The sequence below is a fragment of the Jeotgalibacillus sp. R-1-5s-1 genome, assembly GCF_004405105.1.
Lineage (GTDB): Bacteria > Bacillota > Bacilli > Bacillales > Jeotgalibacillaceae > Jeotgalibacillus.
Genome location: NZ_SORW01000002.1, coordinates 381,253 through 399,853, shown reverse-complemented (window position 1 = coordinate 399,853; position 18,601 = coordinate 381,253). Strand labels below are relative to the sequence as shown.

The window sequence follows — 18,601 nt, the reverse complement described above, 5'->3', positions numbered from 1 at the left end:
ATCGAAAAGCAGGTGGTATACTCAACATGGACTAATGCGGACTAAAGGAGTTTTCAACTATGTTTGTAAAACAAATCAACCTCCCTGCTATTCAGCCGTTTGCTTCTGAATACATAAAAGGAAATCAAACAGCTTTACAGCATTTTCATACAGACTTTCAACATCAGGACGACTTCAGATCTCGTGCGGAAAAAATAAAATCTCACACATATGACCGCAAGGAACTCGTGCGATGTATACGAAAATATATGGAGCGGTTCCCGTCAGGTTCGAAAACGGAGGAATCACTCTCCAGGCTCGAAAAAGATGCGCTCGTTGTCATTGGCGGCCAGCAGGCAGGTTTGCTCACCGGGCCGCTGTATTCTATTCATAAATTGATTTCAATCATTATTCTTGCAAGGCAGCAGGAAGCTAAGCTTGGTGTACCCGTTGTACCCGTATTCTGGATTGCCGGAGAGGATCATGACTTTTTAGAAATCAATCATGTTTACACCGAAAAAGATGGTCAGTTACAAAAAACAGGCTATCCGGACCGTTCGGATAAAAAGATGGCTTCCTCTATTACATTCGATCGGCCAGAAATGAAAAGCTGGATCAAAAAAGTGTTTTCAGGATTCGGAGAAACGAAGCATACATCTGCGCTCATAAAAAGACTTGAACAGACGGTGGACGATTGTGTCTCAATTACTGATTTGTTTGCCTACATGGTGATGGACCTGTTTAAAGAAGAGGGGCTGCTTGTCATTGATGCAGCAGATGAAGGCATGCGGTCTTTAGAGTCAGCATTTTTTCAACAACTCATCAGAAACAGTGAAACCGTCACAGAATCAGTCATTAATCAGCAGGAGCTTTTATCTGATCAGGGCTTTAAGCCGTTGATTGAGCTGGATCCACAAGCGGCTAATCTATTCTTCACGATCAACGATGAAAGACATCTATTATTCAAAAGTGACGGCTTGTTCAGAGATAAAAACAACCAGATTTCTCTCACAGAAGACGAGCTGCTTGAGATTGCGGAAACAGAGCCTGAAAGACTGAGTAACAATGTCGTGACACGTCCGCTTATGCAGGAGCATCTGTTTCCAACACTTGCTTTTATAGCAGGTCCCGGTGAGATTGCTTATTGGGCAGAGCTGAAAAGTGCATTTGAGATAATGGGGATGGAGATGCCGATCGTCATGCCGCGTCTGACGATTACGCTGATGGAACGCAATATCAGTCAGCTGTTGGATGAATTTGAGATTTCTCATGAAGAGGCTGTGAAAACCGGTGCAGTTAAACAAAAAGAAACGTACTGGAATCGGGTGAAAAATGAATCACTCGATCGTGAAGTGCAGGATACGAAAAGGCTTTTAGAGGATCAATACAAAAAAATAACCGGTGCGAGTAAAGAAATGGATCCGAATTTTCATTTGATTATCGAGAAGAATCTTTCCTACCATTTAAAGCAGCTTGATTATCTGAAGCGGAAATCGGATGATTCAATCCGTTTAAGACATAACATCGAATTGAATAAATTTACACGGATTGAGCAGTCGCTCCGGCCATTCGGTGGACCTCAGGAAAGAATATGGAATCTGTATTATTATTTGAATGAATATGGACCGGATTTAATTAAGGAGCTGATGACAGCGGAATATGAATTTAACCACCGTCATCACGTGCTTTATATTTGAATTTAATCATAGCAAACAGTAGAAGAAATGAAGGATTAATCATACAGAAAAGGCTAATCTCTAAAAAAGAGTTTAGCCTTTTCTTTTTTTATTTCAAAAATAAATAATTAGAAAATTCATAATTCAGTATTTGCATTTGTTACAGTTGTGTTATCATACAAGAAAGAAGTGGTTTGAAGTGGGGGATTGTGGTACATTTAGGTGGAGAGGTGGTAAGAGCAATGTTCATGGGGGAATATCAGCACTCGATTGATACAAAAGGGCGAATTATTATTCCCGCTAAATACCGTGAACATGTGCAGGACCTCTTCGTCGTGACACGTGGTCTGGATCAGTGTCTTTTCGGTTATCCGCTTGAAGAGTGGAAGCGGCTTGAAGAGAAGGTGAGATCTCTGCCAGTGACAAAAAAGGATGCCCGAGCCTTTGCCCGCTTCTTCTTTTCAGGAGCTGTTGAATGCGAGATTGACAAGCAGGGAAGAATAAACCTGCCAAAGAATTTACTTGATTACGCTAAAATAGAAAAAGAATGTATGATCATAGGGGTCTCAAGCAGAATTGAGATTTGGGGTAAACCAGTATGGGAAGATTATCTGGAAGAATCTGAAGATTCATTTGCAGAAATCGCTGAAAATTTAATTGACTTTGATTTGTAGAAAGCGTTGAGGTGTATGGAATGTTTGATCACACAACTGTCCTTTTAAAAGAAACGGTTGACGGGTTGGCTGTTAAACCCGATGGCATTTATGTTGACTGCACGCTTGGTGGAGCAGGACACAGTGAATATCTTTTGTCTCAATTATCAAAAGAAGGACACTTATACTGTTTTGATCAGGATCAGACGGCGATCGATTTTGCCAGAGAAAAATTAAAGAACTATGAAGGACAGGTAACCTTTATCCGCTCGAACTTCAGATTTCTGAAGGAAGAACTGAATGCCCGCGGGATTGAACAGGTCGATGGCATTTTATATGACCTTGGTGTTTCATCTCCGCAGCTTGATACACCGGAAAGAGGGTTCAGTTATCACCATGACGCACCACTTGATATGAGAATGGATCAGTCAGCCGGTTTGACAGCGAAAGAAGTCGTGAACGAATGGTCGTTTGAAGATCTTGTCCGCATTTTTTACCGTTACGGGGAAGAAAAGTTTTCAAAACAGATCGCCCGTAAAATCGAGGCGGCTAGAGAGAAAAAAACCATTGAAACAACAGGGGAATTAGTCGAACTAATTAAAGAAGGTATTCCTGCCCCGGCAAGACGAAAGGGCGGACATCCGGCAAAACGGATATTTCAGGCGATCAGAATTGCAGTAAATGATGAGCTTGGCGTAGTAGAGGACTCACTTGAACAGGCTATCGAACTCATAAAGCCGGGTGGGAGAATCAGCGTCATTACCTTCCATTCACTTGAAGACCGCATTTGCAAAACGATCTTTAAGTCTGCTGCGCAAGGTCCGGAATTGCCACACGGATTACCTGTTGTCCCGGATGAATACAAGCCGGTTCTATCTTTAATTACAAGAAAGCCGATCGTTGCAGGAGAAGAGGAGCTCGAAAAAAATAATCGCTCCCGCTCTGCAAAACTACGGATCGTACAAAAGAATTAGTATAAGCTGAATGGGGGAAACGTGAATGGTGAATACTGCAAGGCAGTCTGAGCAAAAGCATCAGACAGGCCAGGTAAAAAAAGTCAAGATCACCAGGAAAAGAAGCTCTGCCTTTACACTGGGTGAAAAAATGATTGCCGTTGTTTTTGCAGCTTTTGTGTGTATTGCCAGCCTGCAAATCATCACGGCTCAAGCTGAAATTTACAGCACCAATAAAGACATTCAGGATCTTGAATCAACCATAGTTGCGCAGGAAAATGTCAACAACGATCTGACGATTCAGGTCAGCCAGATGAGTACATATGAACGTGTCTGGGAAAAGGCCAAGGAACTAGGCTTAACATTAAATGAATCAAATGTGAAGGTTGTCCAGCAGCCATGAGCCGTTATGACAAGTTAAAACAAAATTGGGGAGCGTACCTGCTATTTTTAGTATTTGGTGCTCTCTTTTTTGTTCTTATGACACGGTTTCTGACGCTGCAGATTACGGGTGAAGCAGAAGGCAGGGATCTTGCTGCACAGGCACAGGCCCAGTATGCACGGGAACAGATCCTTGAGGCGGAAAGAGGGAGAATTCTTGATCGTAATGGAGAGGTCATTGCCGCAGATACACAGACATATAAGATTGTGGCGGTGCTCGATGAAGAGCTCACGACGAATGAAGAAAACCCGCGTCATGTTCAGGACCCTGAAAAGACAGCTCAGGTTCTTTCTCAATACCTGGACATGGAGCAGTCGGAGATTCTCGAAATCCTGAAACTGGAGCGTAAACAGGTTGAATTTGGGCCGGAAGGTAAGGATATTCCACTTGAAGTCAAACAGCAAATTGAAAACGAAGAGCTGCCGGGGATTATTTTTCTTCAGGATTTGAAGAGGTTTTATCCTAACGGTATCTTTTCCTCTCATCTGATCGGATTTGCCCAACCTGAAACAACTGAGGATGGTATGGTAAAAACAACCGGACAAATGGGTATCGAACGAAATCTGAATGATTACCTTGAAGGTAAAAACGGCAGTCTGGAATTTGAAATTGACGGCCGGGGTTACCTGCTACCTGACAGTGATGAAGCAATCAAAAAAGCGGAAAACGGTCACGACGTATATTTGACGCTTGATAAAAAAATTCAGACATTCCTGGAAGATGCGATGACAACCGTTGAGCAGGAGCATGCACCTTCAAATATGTTCGGTATAGTAGCGGATGCCAAAACAGGAGAAATTCTTGCGATGGCTCAGCGCCCTACCTTTAATCCGGACACGCGGGAAGGCTTAAGTGACAATTGGTATAACCAGATTGTTGAAAGTACGTATGAGCCTGGCTCTACCTTTAAAACATTTACTTTGGCAGCAGCGATTGAAGAAGGCGTTTTTAATCCTAATGAAACGTATCCATCGGGTACCTATGATATAAATGGCGTTTCGATCCGTGACCATAATGGCGGTCAGGGGTGGGGGACGATCAGCTATCTTGAAGGCTTTGAACGTTCCTCTAACACCGCGGTTGCCTACCTCCTTGAAAAAATGGGACCGGAAGCGTTCAGAAAACATATAGAAAACTTCGGATTTGGTCAGGAGACAGGCATTGATTTGCCAAACGAAGCGCCGGGTAACATTCTTTATAACTACCCGATTGAAAAGGTAACAACCTCTTATGGTCAGGGTACAACTGTTACGCCGCTTCAGATGATTCAGGCTGAAACTGCCATTGCCGGAGACGGTACAATGAAGAGACCTTATGTACTTGATAAAGTGGTAAATCCTGAAACAGGAGAAGCGGTCTATGAAGGTAAGCCTGAGGAAACCGGAAAGCCTGTTTCAGCAGAGACAGCTGAAAAAGTACGGGGATACCTTCAGTCTACTGTTACGAGTGAAACCGGAACGGGTCAGCCGTTCGCTCTTCCTGGATATGAAGTAGCAGGGAAATCCGGAACAGCCCAGATCCCTGACGCATCAAACGGCGGATACATGACCGGACGTGAAAACTATATGTTTTCATTTATCGGTATGGCACCGGCTGATGATCCTGAGCTGATCGTTTATGTAGGCGTGCAGCAGCCAACCATGGCAGAAACTGAAACTGGATCCATGATCGTATCCAAGGTCTGGAATCCTGTCATGCTGAACAGCTTAAAGTATATGAATATTCAGCCAGCTGAAGGTGAGGCGGCGGCTACAATTGAGATTGAAGATTACAGAGGTCAATCAGTTGAATCAGCCAAGAGTGAGCTCGAACAGCAGGGGCTTCGTGTAACCGTGATCGGAAACGGTTCAACCGTTGAAAATCAGTCCATCACAAAAGGTCAGCTTATGGCAGGTGAAAGAATCACGCTGCTTGCGGATGGTGACATGACGGTACCGGACTTTACAGGCTGGTCAGTCCGTGATGTTGTTGAAGCAGCAGCGATCGCAGGCTTAAAGCTGGATATGACGGGTTCGGGTTATGCGGTGCAGCAGAACCTGACACCTGGTTCAGCAATCAACGGACAGGAACCTTTATCCATTCAATTCGAAACACCTTCAGAAACAAGAACCAGAACCCAGCAGGAAACAGAATCCGCTGACAGCGAAACCGAAGACGTGCAGGATTAAAACTGTTAAATTAAATTCAACATGTTACACAAAGAGAAACCTCCAATAGGGGGTTTTTCTTTTTGCGGTTTTCACGATCGATTCATCAACCGGGAGAGTGAAAACCTTCCATATAATTAAAAACTTTTTAGCAGCGGAGAAATCCCCCGCTGCGATTGAAAAACCTCTTCTCCTCAGTTGTCATTTATAGGTACTAAAGTCTTCACCTACAGGACTCGACGTAGATAAAGGAAACACAGAAAAAGGGAAATCCTTCCTGATTTTATATTATTACAGCCAACCCCTTGAAAGATTCCTGTATGTTCCCCACTTTCAAAACATACAATGAATGCATCATGATTTACAGGAGGGATCAGGTGAAATCCCCGGTCAGAACGATCAAAAAACGTTTGGTGATCAGTTTGCTGCTCATTAGTATTGCAGTGCTGGTCATGTGTATCAGGCTATTTTATGTACAAGTATTCATGCATGATGAACTTTATGAAAAAGCGATTGAGAGCTGGAGCAGGGAGCTGCCGATGGAGCCGGAGAGGGGCAGGATCTTTGACCGTCATGGTGAGGAGATCGTGATTAATCAGCTTGCACCAAGTTTATTTATTATTCCGAGACAAATCGAGGATCGGGAAAAAACAGCTCTTTTACTAAGCGACGTGCTCGATATTTCCAAAGATAAGGCGGTTGAGTTTGTCAACCGGAAAAGTTCTATTGAAAAGCTGCACCCGGAAGGCAGAAAACTCAGCTTCCAGCAGGTCAGGGAAATTGAAGAGGCCTCTTTACCAGGGGTCTATATAGCGGACGATTATAAGCGTTTCTATCCGCAGGGGAGGGCGCTTTCACATGTACTCGGGTTTATCGGAGTGGATAACAGAGGATTGTCCGGGCTAGAGCTCATACATGATGAAAAGCTTTACGGTGAGCAGGGAGCGATTGAGTTGTTTACTGATGCAAAAGGTAAAGAAATGAGTGACATGCCCTCGACTTTTCAAAAAGCGTCCCCAGGGAATGATTTACATTTAACCATTGATCTTAGAGTGCAAAAAATTGTGGAGAGAGAATTGAATAATGCGCAGGAAAAATATGATCCGGATCAGATTATTGCCATTGCCATGAGTCCTAAAACCGGAGAGATTCTTGCGATTGCTGGACGTCCTGATTTTCATCCGAATGAATATCAGAAGGTTAAGCCAGAGGTATATAACCGCGTTCTGCCGATCTGGAGTACATATGAGCCGGGTTCAACGTTTAAAATCATTACACTCGCAGCGGCACTGGAAGAAGACAAAGTGGATCTCCTCGATGAACACTTTTTTGACAGCGGGCATGTGGAAATAGGCGGCGTGCATCTTCATTGCTGGCAGAGAGAAGGACACGGTCAGCAGTCGTTCTTAGAAGTAGTTCAGAATTCATGTAACCCCGGGTTTATTGAGCTGGGGAACCGTCTTGGAAAAGATGTGCTTTTTGATTATATTAGAAAATTCGGTTTTGGTAGTAAGACGGGGGTGGATCTGACGGGAGAATCAGATGGAATCCTGTTTAAAGAAGAGAATGTAGGTCCTGTTGAGCTCGCGACAACAGCCTTTGGACAGGGTGTCGCGGTAACGCCGATTCAGCAAATCACAGCTGTTTCAGCTGCTATTAATGGTGGGATTGTACCTGTACCGGGCGTTACAAAAAAATGGACGGATGACGGTGGGGAAACGGTTGAAGAAGTACCGGTCAAAATGAAGCATCGGGTGATCTCGGAGGAAACGTCAAAAAAAGTCAGGGAAGCGCTTGAAACGGTTGTCGCCCAAGGGACTGGGCGTGGTGCATTCGTTGATTCCTATAGAGTGGGTGGTAAAACAGGTACCGCGCAAAAGGTGAAGGATGGAAAGTATCTAAAGGATAATTATATTGTATCTTTTATCGGGTTTGCGCCAGCTGATGATCCTGAAATTATCGTTTATCTTGCTGTGGATCACCCTAAAAACACTGTACAGTTTGGAGGAGTGGTCGCTGCTCCTGTAGTAGGAACGATCCTTGAGGAGTCACTGTCGGTTTTGAATGTTGAACCGAGAAAAGTGCAGGTTGAAAAAGAAATCAGATGGCTCGACCCTGTTACGTATAAAGTGCCGGATCTGAAAGGGAAAACGAAAAAAGAACTAAACAGCATGCTGATGCCATTGAAGGTTGAAATCAGTGGTCAGGGTGATAAGGTGATTGAACAAAGCCCTCAGCCGGGGGTAACATTGCCGGAAGGGTCTATTTTAAGAGTTTATCTTGATTGATAAGATAGCGCTTATGCTTTGTTTCGTGTAAAATATCAGTAATATCGATGGATAAAGGAGCTGAAGAAATGAGACTTTCAGAGCTGGCGGGGTGTTTGCCGTTTTATGAGCGTAAAGGCCCGGTTTCTGATCCGGTCATTGCCTCGATCTGTCATCATCATCGGGAAGTGACAGAAGGTGCTCTGTTTATTGCTCTTAAGGGAGAAAATAAGAACGGCAATGAATTCGCGGAACAGGCTGTTAAGAATGGTGCAGTAGCTGTTTTGACAGATACGGATCTCGGTCTCGAAATCCCTCAGATCATAGTCAGATTTCCAAAACATGCAGCTGCCCAGGTGGCAAATGCCTATTACGGATATCCGAGTTTTTATATGAATATGATTGGCGTGACGGGAACAAACGGTAAAACAACCGTTTCACATATGCTCCAGTCTGTTTTTGATCAGATTAATCAGAAAACGGGTATTATTGGTACCTTGTATATGAAGCAGGGCGATATAGAGAAAACGTCAGTGAATACAACGCCTGATAGTTTACTTTTACAAAAAACGCTCTATGATTTCAGGATGGATGGTGTAAAGACAGTTGTAGTGGAAGCTTCATCACACGGTCTGGTTCAGGGCAGGTTATACGGGTGTGATTTCGATATAGGCGTATTTACAAACCTTACCCAGGATCATCTGGATTACCATAAAACGATGGAACATTATAAATGGTCAAAGACGTTATTGTTTTCCCAACTTGGCCAACAGCATGTGAAGGGGCTGCCCAAATTTGCCGTGATCAATGCGGATGATCCTTACGCAATGGACATGATACAGGCTACTTCTGCCCATATTATTACTTACGGTATGTCTGCTGATGCTGATGTCTATGCTACAGATGTTGTAACGGGGCATAATGAAACATCATTTACCATTCACACCCCTTACGAATCATTTCCCGTCACAATCAAATTCGCAGGTGTGTTTAACGTCTACAATGCACTTGCAGCCGCAGCCGCAGGCTTTGCCAAAAGAGTACCTGGCGCTTTGATCAGGCAGGGGCTTGAGGAGTTAAATGGCGTACCGGGTCGATTTGAACTTGTTCAGGGACGACACCCATTTACCGTGATTATTGATTATGCGCATACACCTGACAGTCTTGAAAATGTCCTTCGTGCGATTATTAAAATGAAGCCGAAAAAAATCTTTACGGTAGTCGGTTGCGGTGGGGACAGGGACCGTGGGAAAAGACCGCTGATGGCCAAAGTGGCATGCGGATATTCTAATGAAGTAATCTTTACTTCTGATAACCCGAGAACCGAAAAAGCGGAAAATATCATCAGGGATATGGAAAAAGGGGTTCCAGGAGAGCGGTATACCTCGATTATTGACCGGAAAATTGCCATTGAACATGCTCTGAGTCTTGCCAATGAAGGTGACGTTGTGCTGATTGCCGGAAAAGGTCATGAGAAGGTGCAAATTATCGGAACTGAAAAAAAGGAATTCGATGATAAAGCGATTGCTGAGGAGATCTTACAGACTATGGTATAGGACGTTGCCACGATGCAGATAAAAAAGCACTTTGCCTTCCTTCTTCAAATAGAAGCAGGCAGGGTGTTTTTTTATGAGCAAATGCATTCTTCGGGTGAGCGCAACAGACAGAGAAGAAAAAACTGTCACTTGTCAGCAAATTGTAAAGAAAAAACCCTTTACCGAAACGGGATGGGCTACTATGATAAGATGGGGGAATCTTGAGCGTATTATTCAGCTATTATTACTGAATACATAAAGTTATGTATATTTAGGAGGAACAGTCATGTCAATATGGGCAGTTATTTTCGCAGCAGTAGCGGCATTTGGATTATCAGCCGTTTCAGCCCCGTTTTTCATTCCTTATTTAAGAAAGCTTAAATTTGGACAAAGTATCCGGGAGGAAGGACCGCAGTCCCACCAGAAAAAATCCGGTACACCAACAATGGGCGGGTTGATCATTTTAACCGCTATGCTAGTTGCGACAGTTGTGATCAGTGCGATTTTTGATGCGCTGACCGTCACAACATTTTTGTTGCTTTTTGTGACGATTACATTTGGTATTTTAGGATTTCTGGATGATTTTATAAAAGTCGTGATGAAGCGAAATCTGGGATTGACGTCATTGCAAAAACTGATCGGCCAGATCGTCATTGCACTTATTTTCTATTTTATCTTCAGGGCAAATGACTTTTCATCGGTGATTACGATTCCATTTACGGAATTCGAACTGAACCTTGGCATTGTGTATGCTGGCTTTGTCATTTTCTGGCTCGTTGGTTTTTCAAATGCAGTCAATCTGACAGATGGTCTCGATGGTCTTGTATCTGGAACGGCTGTCATTGCGTTTAGTGCTTTCACTTTAATTGCATGGCAGCAGGAGCAACTGTCGCTGGCTATTTTCTGTATGGCTGCGGTTGGCGCACTGCTCGGATTTTTACTTTTCAATGCGCATCCTGCAAAAGTATTTATGGGAGACACAGGATCACTTGCCCTGGGGGGAGCAATCGCTACTGTCAGTCTGATTGCAAAACAGGAAGTGCTTCTTCTTCTGATCGGAATCGTATTTGTATTAGAAACATTGTCGGTTATGATTCAGGTAACATCTTTTAAACTGACAGGGAAACGCGTCTTTAAGATGAGCCCTCTTCACCATCACTTCGAGCTTTCAGGATGGTCAGAGTGGAAAGTGGTGACCGTTTTCTGGTCAGTGGGACTGATCGCAGGAATCGCCGGCACCCTGATTGGAGTGTTTGGATAATGAAAACATACAGAGCTTATGAAAACAAAAAAGTACTCGTAGTCGGACTGGCAAAAAGCGGAGTGGCAGCTTCATTGCTGCTGCATAGGCTTGGAGCCTTTGTGACGGTGAATGACTGGAAGCCTTTGAGTGAAAACAAGGATGCGCAGTCCCTATTAGATCAGGGGATCAAAGTAATTTGTGGCAGTCATCCGGTCGAATTGCTCGATGAAGGATTTGAACTGATTGTCAAAAATCCGGGTATTCCTTACACAAACCCGCTCATTCAGGGAGCGATTGAAAAAGGGCTGCCTGTGATTACAGAAGTAGAGCTTGCCTATCATATTAACGAATCGACACTGATCGGTATTACGGGTACAAATGGTAAAACAACGACAACCACACTCGTTCAGAAAATGATCGAACAGGATGGTAAAACGTCCTACGCAGCAGGAAACATCGGAACAGTGGCATGTGAGGTTGCACAGGTCGCAAAGCCGGAAGATTATATGGTTGTTGAATTATCGTCTTTCCAGCTCATGGGTATCCAATCCTTCGCACCTCATATTGCGATCATCACAAATATTTATGAGGCGCACCTTGATTATCACCGTTCTCTTCATGAATACGTATCGGCTAAAGCAGCCATTACGAAAAATCAGACAGAAGCTGACTATCTGATCGTTAATCAGGACCAGCCTGAGCTGATGGAAGCGATCAGGGATACGAAGGCAACCGTTATTCCGTTTTCTGTGACGGAGCCATTGGAGAATGGACTGTCTATTCATCAGGGTGCGATCTGCTATAACCTTGATCCTATTGCAAAGTTAAGTGACATTGTTCTGCCTGGCAGTCACAACCTCGAGAATATTCTTGCAGCTGCAGGTGCATCACTGCTATCAGGGGTTTCAAAAGAAAGTATTCAGCGTGTACTTGCGGAATTTGGAGGCGTTCGCCACCGCACTCAGTTTGTCAGAGAAAACGGCGGAGTGAAATATTACAATGATTCCAAGGCAACGAATACACTTGCCACTAAAAGTGCACTAAGTGCCTTTGCAGCCCCTACCATTTTATTGTGTGGAGGGTTGGACAGAGGAAACGGCTTCGACGATCTCATCCCATACATGAAGAACGTAAAAGCGGCGATTGTATTTGGCGAGACAGCGGATAAAATGAGCGACATGGCGAAAAGGGCCGGAGTTTCGATTATCAGAAATGTGACAGATGTAAAAGAAGCAGCGATTGAGGCTGCTGAGATCGCGCAACAAGGAGATGTCGTTCTTCTTTCGCCGGCATGTGCCAGCTGGGACCAGTATCCAACGTTTGAGGTTCGCGGTGACATATTTATCGAGACAGTGAATACGCTGTAAGGAGAGATAAATAAACCTGAGAGGACCTGAAAATGGATCGTTGGCTGTTGCTGTTGATCGTTATCTGTACGGTTTTTGGTATAGGCTTAATCGATAGTGCAAGTAGTGTGTGGGCATTGGACCGTTTTGGCGATGCCCACTTTTTTTCAAAGAGACAGGGTGTTTTTGCATTTGCAGGATTGTTTTTAATGGTGATGGTTTCCAGAATTGACTACTTTGTATGGCGGAAATACGCGAAATGGATTTATCTGGTTTCTTTTTTGCTGCTCATTCTCGTACTAATCCCTGGTGTAGGCCTTGTCAGGAATGGATCTCAGAGCTGGATTGGTGCAGGACCTTTGTCAATCCAGCCGGCAGAGGTTGCCAAGCTTGGTGTGCTTTTTTTAACTGCGGGACTCATTTCACGCAGCTCGAAAAAGATCACATCTGTCAGGCTGCTTCAGCTGATGGGTGTAATTATCCTTCCTTTCGGAGCTGTTATGCTTCAGCCGGATCTAGGTTCTGGAACCGTCATATTAGGTACCGGGTTTGCCTTGTTGTTTCTCGCAGGTGTTTCCTACAGATTCTTTTTGTTGCTGTTTGCCGCGGGTGCAGCAGGGTTTGCCGCATTAATTATTTCAGCGCCATACCGACTTCAGCGCATTACCTCATTTCTTGACCCCTGGGAGGATCCACTTGGAGCGGGATTTCAAATGATCCAGTCACTTTACGCATCCGGACCTGCAGGTTTGTTTGGATTTGGACTTTCGAACAGCCGTCAGAAGCATTTCTACCTTCCGGAACCTCAAAATGACTTTATCTTTGCAATCGCTGCGGAGGAGTTCGGATTTGCCGGAGGAACGCTCATCATGCTCCTATTTCTTCTGATCATCTGGCGGGGTGTTTTGATTGCCTTACATGCCCCGGATCCTTTCGCCATGTTATGTGCGGGAGGTATCGTGATGATGATTGGGATACAGGTATTTATCAATATATCGGTTGTGATCGGATTAATTCCGGTGACGGGCATTACACTCCCATTCTTCAGTTACGGGGGGTCCTCACTGCTCGTTATATTATTTTCATGCGGTATCCTGCTGAATATCAGCCGGAGCCGTTCGGTATAATCTTTACTAAAACTGTTCTGAGACCTTCTCAAGGGCAGTTTTTTTATTTTAATTTTTTATACAATCTGACTTTAAGTTTAGGAAAGTATTCCGAAATAAAGAGTAGGTACATAAGTCATCATTTATCTGTTGTGCGTCAGTGTATTTAAAAATAATTCATCTATTTTACATTTTGATGACGTTAGGAAAGTATATATATGCTGTTTAAGCACTTTAGTGTAGTATTAAGGGTGAGAAACGTGGGGGAACCTGCGCTCATTTTGACAGGAGTGTGAGTCTGATGGACAGAAAGCCGGTCGTCTCTCTTGAAGACCGCGTCCCGCAATTAAGACAGCGGAGAAGAAAAAGAGCGAATAGGAGAATGTCCGCAGTCGTTCTTGTTTTCGTCCTGATCATCCTGGTTGTATTATATTTTCAGTCTCCTTACAGTAAAATTCAGACCATACAGGTTTCAGGTAATGATATTTTAACTGAACAGCAGATACTGGAGGCAGGAGGATTCGCAGCAGGGGATTCTTTTTGGACAACAGATGAAGAGAGCATTAAAGAAAATCTTCAGGAAAATGAATTGATTAAACTTGCCGAGGTTAAAAAAGATTTTCCAACAACGATGACGATTAACATTGAAGAATTTGAGCAAACGGCATACTTGAGACAGGAACAGGCTTATACCCCGGTTTATGAAAATGGCTTTTTGGGAACACCAGGCCCTTCAGAATTGATCAGAGGATCTGCCCCACTCTTAGTAGGATTTGACGATACCAGTCTTGTTGAAAAGCTGGCAGCGTCCTTATCCGAACTTCCTGATGAGGTGTTAAACTCAATCTCGGAAATTCACCATTCCCCAACAGATGTGGATGATGAACGGATACAGATTTTTATGAATGACGGCTTTGAGGTATCGGCCATTATCCCGACTTTTGCTGATAAAATGGTTCACTACGGCTCCATTGTCAGCCAGCTCGATCCAAACGTTAAAGGCGTCATAGATCTCGAAGTAGGATCTTACTTCAGGGCTTATGAACAGCCGGAAGATACTGAACAAGCAGATGAAACAGAAACGTCAGAAGAGCCTGAAGAAACCGAACCTCAGGGTTGAAATGTCATTTAATACTGAAAAATGAAATTAAATCGGATGTATAGGTCGATTTTGGCTTTTCTGGTGAAGATTATTGATGTAGACTATAATCATTGTCAACGATCTATTAATTAGTTAAACTGACAGTTCCCGGGGCTCCCTGGCAGGAAAGATATAATTGAAAAGAATTAAAGGATTTTTTACATGAAAAATAGAAATGAAATGAAGAACATGAAACGGTCCATTTTTTGATAAGGTCGTGAAGGAGGTGCCACAGGTGAGTAATAATGAGTATTATGTCAGTTTAGACATTGGGACATCAGCTGTTAAGGTAGTCATTGCTGAACTTGTGCATGACTCTATTAACATAATTGGTGTAGGAAATGTTAAATCTGAAGGAATCAGAAAAGGTTCAATTGTAGATATAGATGAGACAGTCAGATCCATTCAAAAAGCAGTAGATCAGGCTGAGAGGATGACAGGGCTATCTATACATAATGTTATAGTTGGAATACCTGCAAATCATATTGCCCTTCAACCATGTCATGGTGTTGTGGCAGTTTCAACAGAGGATAAGGAAATCAGGGATGAAGACATTGCAAGAGTCATTGATGCGGCTCAGGTCATGCCTGTATCACCTGAAAGAGAGATCATTAATATTATACCGAGACAGTTCATCGTAGACGGCCTGGATGAAATTAAAGATCCGCGTGGCATGATTGGTGTCAGACTTGAACTCGAAGGTACGGTTGTAACCGGCTCTAAAACGATGCTGCACAACATTTTACGCTGTGTTGAAAAAGCTGGTCTCGAGGTAGCGGATATTTTCCTTCAGCCACTCGCAGCAGGAACCGTTGCGCTTTCAAAGGACGAGCAGGATCTCGGAACCGCAATCGTGGATATCGGCGGCGGATCAACGAGTATTGCCGTATTTGAACAGGGTCACCTGATTGCTGCCTCAAGTATCCCGGCTGGCGGAGACCATATCACAAAAGATTTATCAATCGGGCTCCGGACTACAACTGATGATGCGGAAACCATTAAGAAAAAGCATGGACATGCATTTTATGATTATGCATCTGAGGATGAAGTGTTCAGTGTACCAATCATCGGCAGTGATCAGCATCAGCAATTTAATCAGCTAGAAATATCTGATATCATCGAGGTTCGGATGGAAGAACTGTTTGATCTCGTTTTACATGAATTGAAGAGATTGAACATTCACGACCTGCCAGGCGGTTTCGTCCTGTCAGGAGGATCAGCCAGTATGCCGGGGGTTCTGGACCTTGCGCAGGCAGTTCTGCAGAACCAGGTCAGAGTGGCAGTGCCAGATTATATCGGGGTCAGAGAGCCTCAATATACAACAGCTGTCGGATTGATCAAATACGCTTATAAACATGCGAAACTGCAAGGTAAGTATGAAAAACAGCCTTCAGCAACCGAGTACGACAACTCGCATGATTATCCTGTTAAAAAACAGAAAAGTCCGGACGCGGGACCAAAGCAGCAAAAGCCGAAGCAAAAGAACGAAGAGGGAAGATTTAAAAAATTATTTGGTTACTTCTTTGAGTAAGAACAGAATCGGGAAGTAATTTGGATGAAATAGGAGGATTTGCGATGTTGGATTTTGATACAAATGTTGATTCCCTGGCAACGATAAAAGTAATCGGTGTAGGCGGCGGCGGGAACAATGCTGTTAACCGGATGATCGAGCACGGCGTACAGGGTGTGGAATTTATCGCTGTGAATACTGATGCTCAGGCATTAAACCTTTCAAAAGCAGAAATTAAAATGCAGATCGGTGGAAAACTGACCAGAGGTCTTGGTGCAGGTGCAAATCCTGAAGTAGGAAAAAAAGCGGCAGAAGAAAGCCGTGAGCAGATTGAAGAAGCGATTAAAGGTGCAGATATGGTATTCGTAACTGCTGGAATGGGTGGCGGTACCGGAACAGGTGCAGCTCCCGTGATTGCCCAAATCGCCAGAGAGCTTGGAAGTTTAACAGTTGGTGTTGTTACGCGTCCATTTATGTTTGAGGGCCGCAAGCGTGCAACGCAGGCTGCAGGCGGAATTTCTGCGATGAAAGAAGCAGTCGACACATTAATTGTCATTCCAAATGACCGTCTGCTTGAAATTGTAGATAAGAGCACACCAATGCTTGAAGCATTCCGTGAAGCGGATAACGTTCTTCGTCAGGGTGTTCAGGGTATTTCCGACCTTATTGCAACGCCTGGTCTAATCAACCTTGACTTTGCCGATGTGAAGACGATTATGTCCAACAAAGGCTCTGCTCTAATGGGAATTGGAGTATCTTCAGGTGAAAATCGTGCTGCAGAAGCTGCCAAAAAGGCGATCTCAAGTCCGCTACTTGAAGCTTCTATTGACGGGGCTCAGGGTGTCCTGATGAACATTACAGGCGGAACGAACCTCAGCCTTTATGAAGTACAGGAAGCTGCTGATATTGTAGCCAGCGCATCTGATCAGGAAGTTAACATGATCTTCGGATCCGTTATTGACGAAGACCTTAAGGATGAAATTCTTGTAACGGTTATTGCGACAGGTTTCAGTGAAGCCGTACAGCAAAAAGCATCACGCCCTCAGCTTGGCGGTCAGATCAGACAACAGCCGCAGCCTCAAAAGCGTGAACGCGAAATGCCACCAAGAGAACGCGAACGTGAAAGAGAAGAAGCACCTCATGTTGAACAGGTTAACCGTGGTTCACAGCAGAATGGAGAAGATACACTCGATATCCCTACATTCCTGCGTAACCGTAACCGCAGAAGAGGCTAATCACATTACAATCAAAAGACCGGATCCCACCGTGGATCCGGTCTTTTTTAAGTATTTTAGTTCACATTATCCCTATTAACATTGGTTTCGTATACATCCCACATTTGAGCTTCATGTTGTAATTATTCGGTATCATCCCTTTGAAACAAAATCTCATAGTAACTCACAGTAAAAGTACCGTCTCAGTCCTCAAGATACGCTACGGTTTTGTTAAAAAATGATAGTTTCCTAAAAATAAAGAGCCGTATTCCTCCCGAAGACTCCTACGGCAGAGAAGTGTCAGGTGAAAACATTGTGCGTAGCACAAGGGGTTCACCGCCCGGCCGTGGAAAGCGTAGGGAGGAATACGGCCCAGCTTATCATATTACATCAAAAAAAGACTGAACCCTCAGCGGATTCAGTCTTTTTTTGATGTAATTTTTCCTGTAAAAAAACAACATTGTGACAAGATTCGTTTGGTCCCTCCCTTATACTGTTCATGAATGGAGGGATCAGCCTGACACTTCACTTTGAATCACTGCTATTGCTGAATCTTATCACAAGTTACATGGTCATCATCACCGCCAGCTTGATTCACAGGCAAAAGATTCACTGGAAAATGTGGACATGGTTCAGCATTGTCGTCACCATTCTCCAGGCAGTTCTGATTTCATTTGACTTCAGCGAACGGATTTTCGTTTTAAGCGGAATCGTCATGTCCATCACCATCATTTCACTTTTCAGCAGAAAAAAGAGCCGTATTTTATTTAAAGCTGCAACATTACTCTTTTGTACACTCGTCTGCGGATCGCTATCCATTTATTTCTCCAACCTGTTTTATGAGGTTACAAATTATTCATTTTTTCTGCACCCGTTAAATTATTTATTCGTTATCACGATTATTTTCCTCTTAGTATATTGCTCCGTGAGGTATGCAAGCTCACATATTACACATCATTCAGTCAGTCACACTTATACCTATAAAGTTTGTATTAAACATAACAACTTTGAATGGCACGGTTCCGGCTATCTGGACTCCGGTAACTGCCTGTCAGCACCCTTTTCCATGAAGCCGGTGATATTTGCAGCCGGTCCGGTTGCCAGACAGCTGTTTTCACAAGAAAGTGCTTCATTTCTTTTAAACGAAACAAAAACATGTCCGAACGATTTAATGAATAGAATACAGTATATTCCATCGAAATCAGTACACCAGGCCAGTCAAATCTTAACTGGCGTTTCATGTGAGACGATCGAAGTTTTTTCTCCAAAAGGAAACTTTATTTTGCACGATTGTCCGGTTGTTTTTCTAAAAGAGAATTATTTTGTACACGATTCGTGTCATTGTTTGTTAAATCCAATGCAGCTGATGAGCTGTTATCAATCCTAAGG

General features: G+C 43.7%; 14 protein-coding genes. All 14 read left to right on the top strand.

From position 1 onward, the window contains the following. The first annotated feature begins 59 nt into the window (after positions 1–59). Positions 60–1,676, top strand: coding sequence for a bacillithiol biosynthesis cysteine-adding enzyme BshC (gene bshC, locus E2491_RS02000; RefSeq protein ID WP_134372001.1), 1,617 nt, complete (start codon positions 60–62; stop codon positions 1,674–1,676). 221 nt (positions 1,677–1,897) lie between these two features. Next, positions 1,898–2,329 (top strand): division/cell wall cluster transcriptional repressor MraZ, encoded by a 432-nt coding sequence (gene mraZ, locus E2491_RS01995; protein WP_134371999.1) that lies wholly within the window; start codon positions 1,898–1,900, stop codon positions 2,327–2,329. 20 nt (positions 2,330–2,349) lie between these two features. After that, complete coding sequence (gene rsmH / locus E2491_RS01990) at positions 2,350–3,282, top strand: 16S rRNA (cytosine(1402)-N(4))-methyltransferase RsmH (RefSeq protein ID WP_134371997.1); 933 nt, start codon at positions 2,350–2,352, stop codon at positions 3,280–3,282. A 25-nt stretch (positions 3,283–3,307) separates the two neighbouring features. After that, on the top strand, positions 3,308–3,664 hold the full coding sequence (gene ftsL / locus E2491_RS01985; RefSeq protein ID WP_134371995.1) for a cell division protein FtsL: 357 nt from the start codon (positions 3,308–3,310) through the stop codon (positions 3,662–3,664). After that, positions 3,661–5,871, top strand: coding sequence for a penicillin-binding protein (locus tag E2491_RS01980; protein ID WP_134371993.1), 2,211 nt, complete (start codon positions 3,661–3,663; stop codon positions 5,869–5,871). The genes ftsL and E2491_RS01980 overlap by 4 nt, the downstream gene beginning before the upstream one ends. 356 nt (positions 5,872–6,227) lie before the next feature. After that, positions 6,228–8,138, top strand: coding sequence for a stage V sporulation protein D (locus tag E2491_RS01975; RefSeq protein WP_256369337.1), 1,911 nt, complete (start codon positions 6,228–6,230; stop codon positions 8,136–8,138). Between the two features lie 68 nt (positions 8,139–8,206). Further along, entirely contained in the window at positions 8,207–9,673 is a 1,467-nt protein-coding gene (locus tag E2491_RS01970) for a UDP-N-acetylmuramoyl-L-alanyl-D-glutamate--2,6-diaminopimelate ligase (protein WP_134371989.1), read from the top strand. Positions 9,674–9,938: 265 nt separating this feature from the next. Beyond that, positions 9,939–10,913, top strand: coding sequence for a phospho-N-acetylmuramoyl-pentapeptide-transferase (gene mraY, locus E2491_RS01965; protein ID WP_134371987.1), 975 nt, complete (start codon positions 9,939–9,941; stop codon positions 10,911–10,913). Then, positions 10,913–12,262 (top strand): UDP-N-acetylmuramoyl-L-alanine--D-glutamate ligase, encoded by a 1,350-nt coding sequence (gene murD / locus E2491_RS01960; protein ID WP_134371985.1) that lies wholly within the window; start codon positions 10,913–10,915, stop codon positions 12,260–12,262. Before mraY ends, murD begins: the two co-directional genes overlap by 1 nt. Positions 12,263–12,294: 32 nt before the next feature. Then, positions 12,295–13,368, top strand: coding sequence for a putative lipid II flippase FtsW (ftsW, locus tag E2491_RS01955; protein ID WP_134371983.1), 1,074 nt, complete (start codon positions 12,295–12,297; stop codon positions 13,366–13,368). A 280-nt stretch (positions 13,369–13,648) separates the two neighbouring features. Next, the gene (locus tag E2491_RS01950) at positions 13,649–14,467 is read left to right on the top strand and encodes a cell division protein FtsQ/DivIB (RefSeq protein ID WP_134371981.1); all 819 of its coding nucleotides are present in this window, start codon (positions 13,649–13,651) and stop codon (positions 14,465–14,467) included. Positions 14,468–14,723: 256 nt separating this feature from the next. Further along, positions 14,724–16,019 carry a cell division protein FtsA gene (ftsA, locus tag E2491_RS01945; protein ID WP_134371979.1) on the top strand — a complete coding sequence of 432 codons (1,296 nt, stop codon included), beginning with the start codon at positions 14,724–14,726 and terminating at the stop codon, positions 16,017–16,019. Positions 16,020–16,063: 44 nt separating this feature from the next. Beyond that, the gene (ftsZ, locus tag E2491_RS01940; protein ID WP_134371977.1) at positions 16,064–17,233 is read left to right on the top strand and encodes a cell division protein FtsZ; all 1,170 of its coding nucleotides are present in this window, start codon (positions 16,064–16,066) and stop codon (positions 17,231–17,233) included. Between the two features lie 478 nt (positions 17,234–17,711). Continuing rightward, entirely contained in the window at positions 17,712–18,599 is an 888-nt protein-coding gene (locus E2491_RS01935; protein ID WP_134371975.1) for a sigma-E processing peptidase SpoIIGA, read from the top strand. Positions 18,600–18,601: the final 2 nt, after the last annotated feature.

What these genes read in the sequence shown, in the direction of transcription:
- rsmH (WP_134371997.1), top strand. Translation starts at nt 2,350, where the DNA reads ATGTTTGATCACACAACTGTCCTTTTAAAAGAAACGGTTGACGGGTTG.
- ftsL (WP_134371995.1), top strand. Translation starts at nt 3,308, where the DNA reads ATGGTGAATACTGCAAGGCAGTCTGAGCAAAAGCATCAGACAGGCCAG.
- E2491_RS01950 (WP_134371981.1), top strand. Translation starts at nt 13,649, where the DNA reads ATGGACAGAAAGCCGGTCGTCTCTCTTGAAGACCGCGTCCCGCAATTA.
- E2491_RS01935 (WP_134371975.1), top strand. Translation starts at nt 17,712, where the DNA reads ATGAATGGAGGGATCAGCCTGACACTTCACTTTGAATCACTGCTATTG.
- murD (WP_134371985.1), top strand. Translation starts at nt 10,913, where the DNA reads ATGAAAACATACAGAGCTTATGAAAACAAAAAAGTACTCGTAGTCGGA.
- E2491_RS01980 (WP_134371993.1), top strand. Translation starts at nt 3,661, where the DNA reads ATGAGCCGTTATGACAAGTTAAAACAAAATTGGGGAGCGTACCTGCTA.
- mraY (WP_134371987.1), top strand. Translation starts at nt 9,939, where the DNA reads ATGTCAATATGGGCAGTTATTTTCGCAGCAGTAGCGGCATTTGGATTA.
- mraZ (WP_134371999.1), top strand. Translation starts at nt 1,898, where the DNA reads ATGTTCATGGGGGAATATCAGCACTCGATTGATACAAAAGGGCGAATT.
- ftsZ (WP_134371977.1), top strand. Translation starts at nt 16,064, where the DNA reads ATGTTGGATTTTGATACAAATGTTGATTCCCTGGCAACGATAAAAGTA.
- E2491_RS01970 (WP_134371989.1), top strand. Translation starts at nt 8,207, where the DNA reads ATGAGACTTTCAGAGCTGGCGGGGTGTTTGCCGTTTTATGAGCGTAAA.
- bshC (WP_134372001.1), top strand. Translation starts at nt 60, where the DNA reads ATGTTTGTAAAACAAATCAACCTCCCTGCTATTCAGCCGTTTGCTTCT.
- ftsW (WP_134371983.1), top strand. Translation starts at nt 12,295, where the DNA reads ATGGATCGTTGGCTGTTGCTGTTGATCGTTATCTGTACGGTTTTTGGT.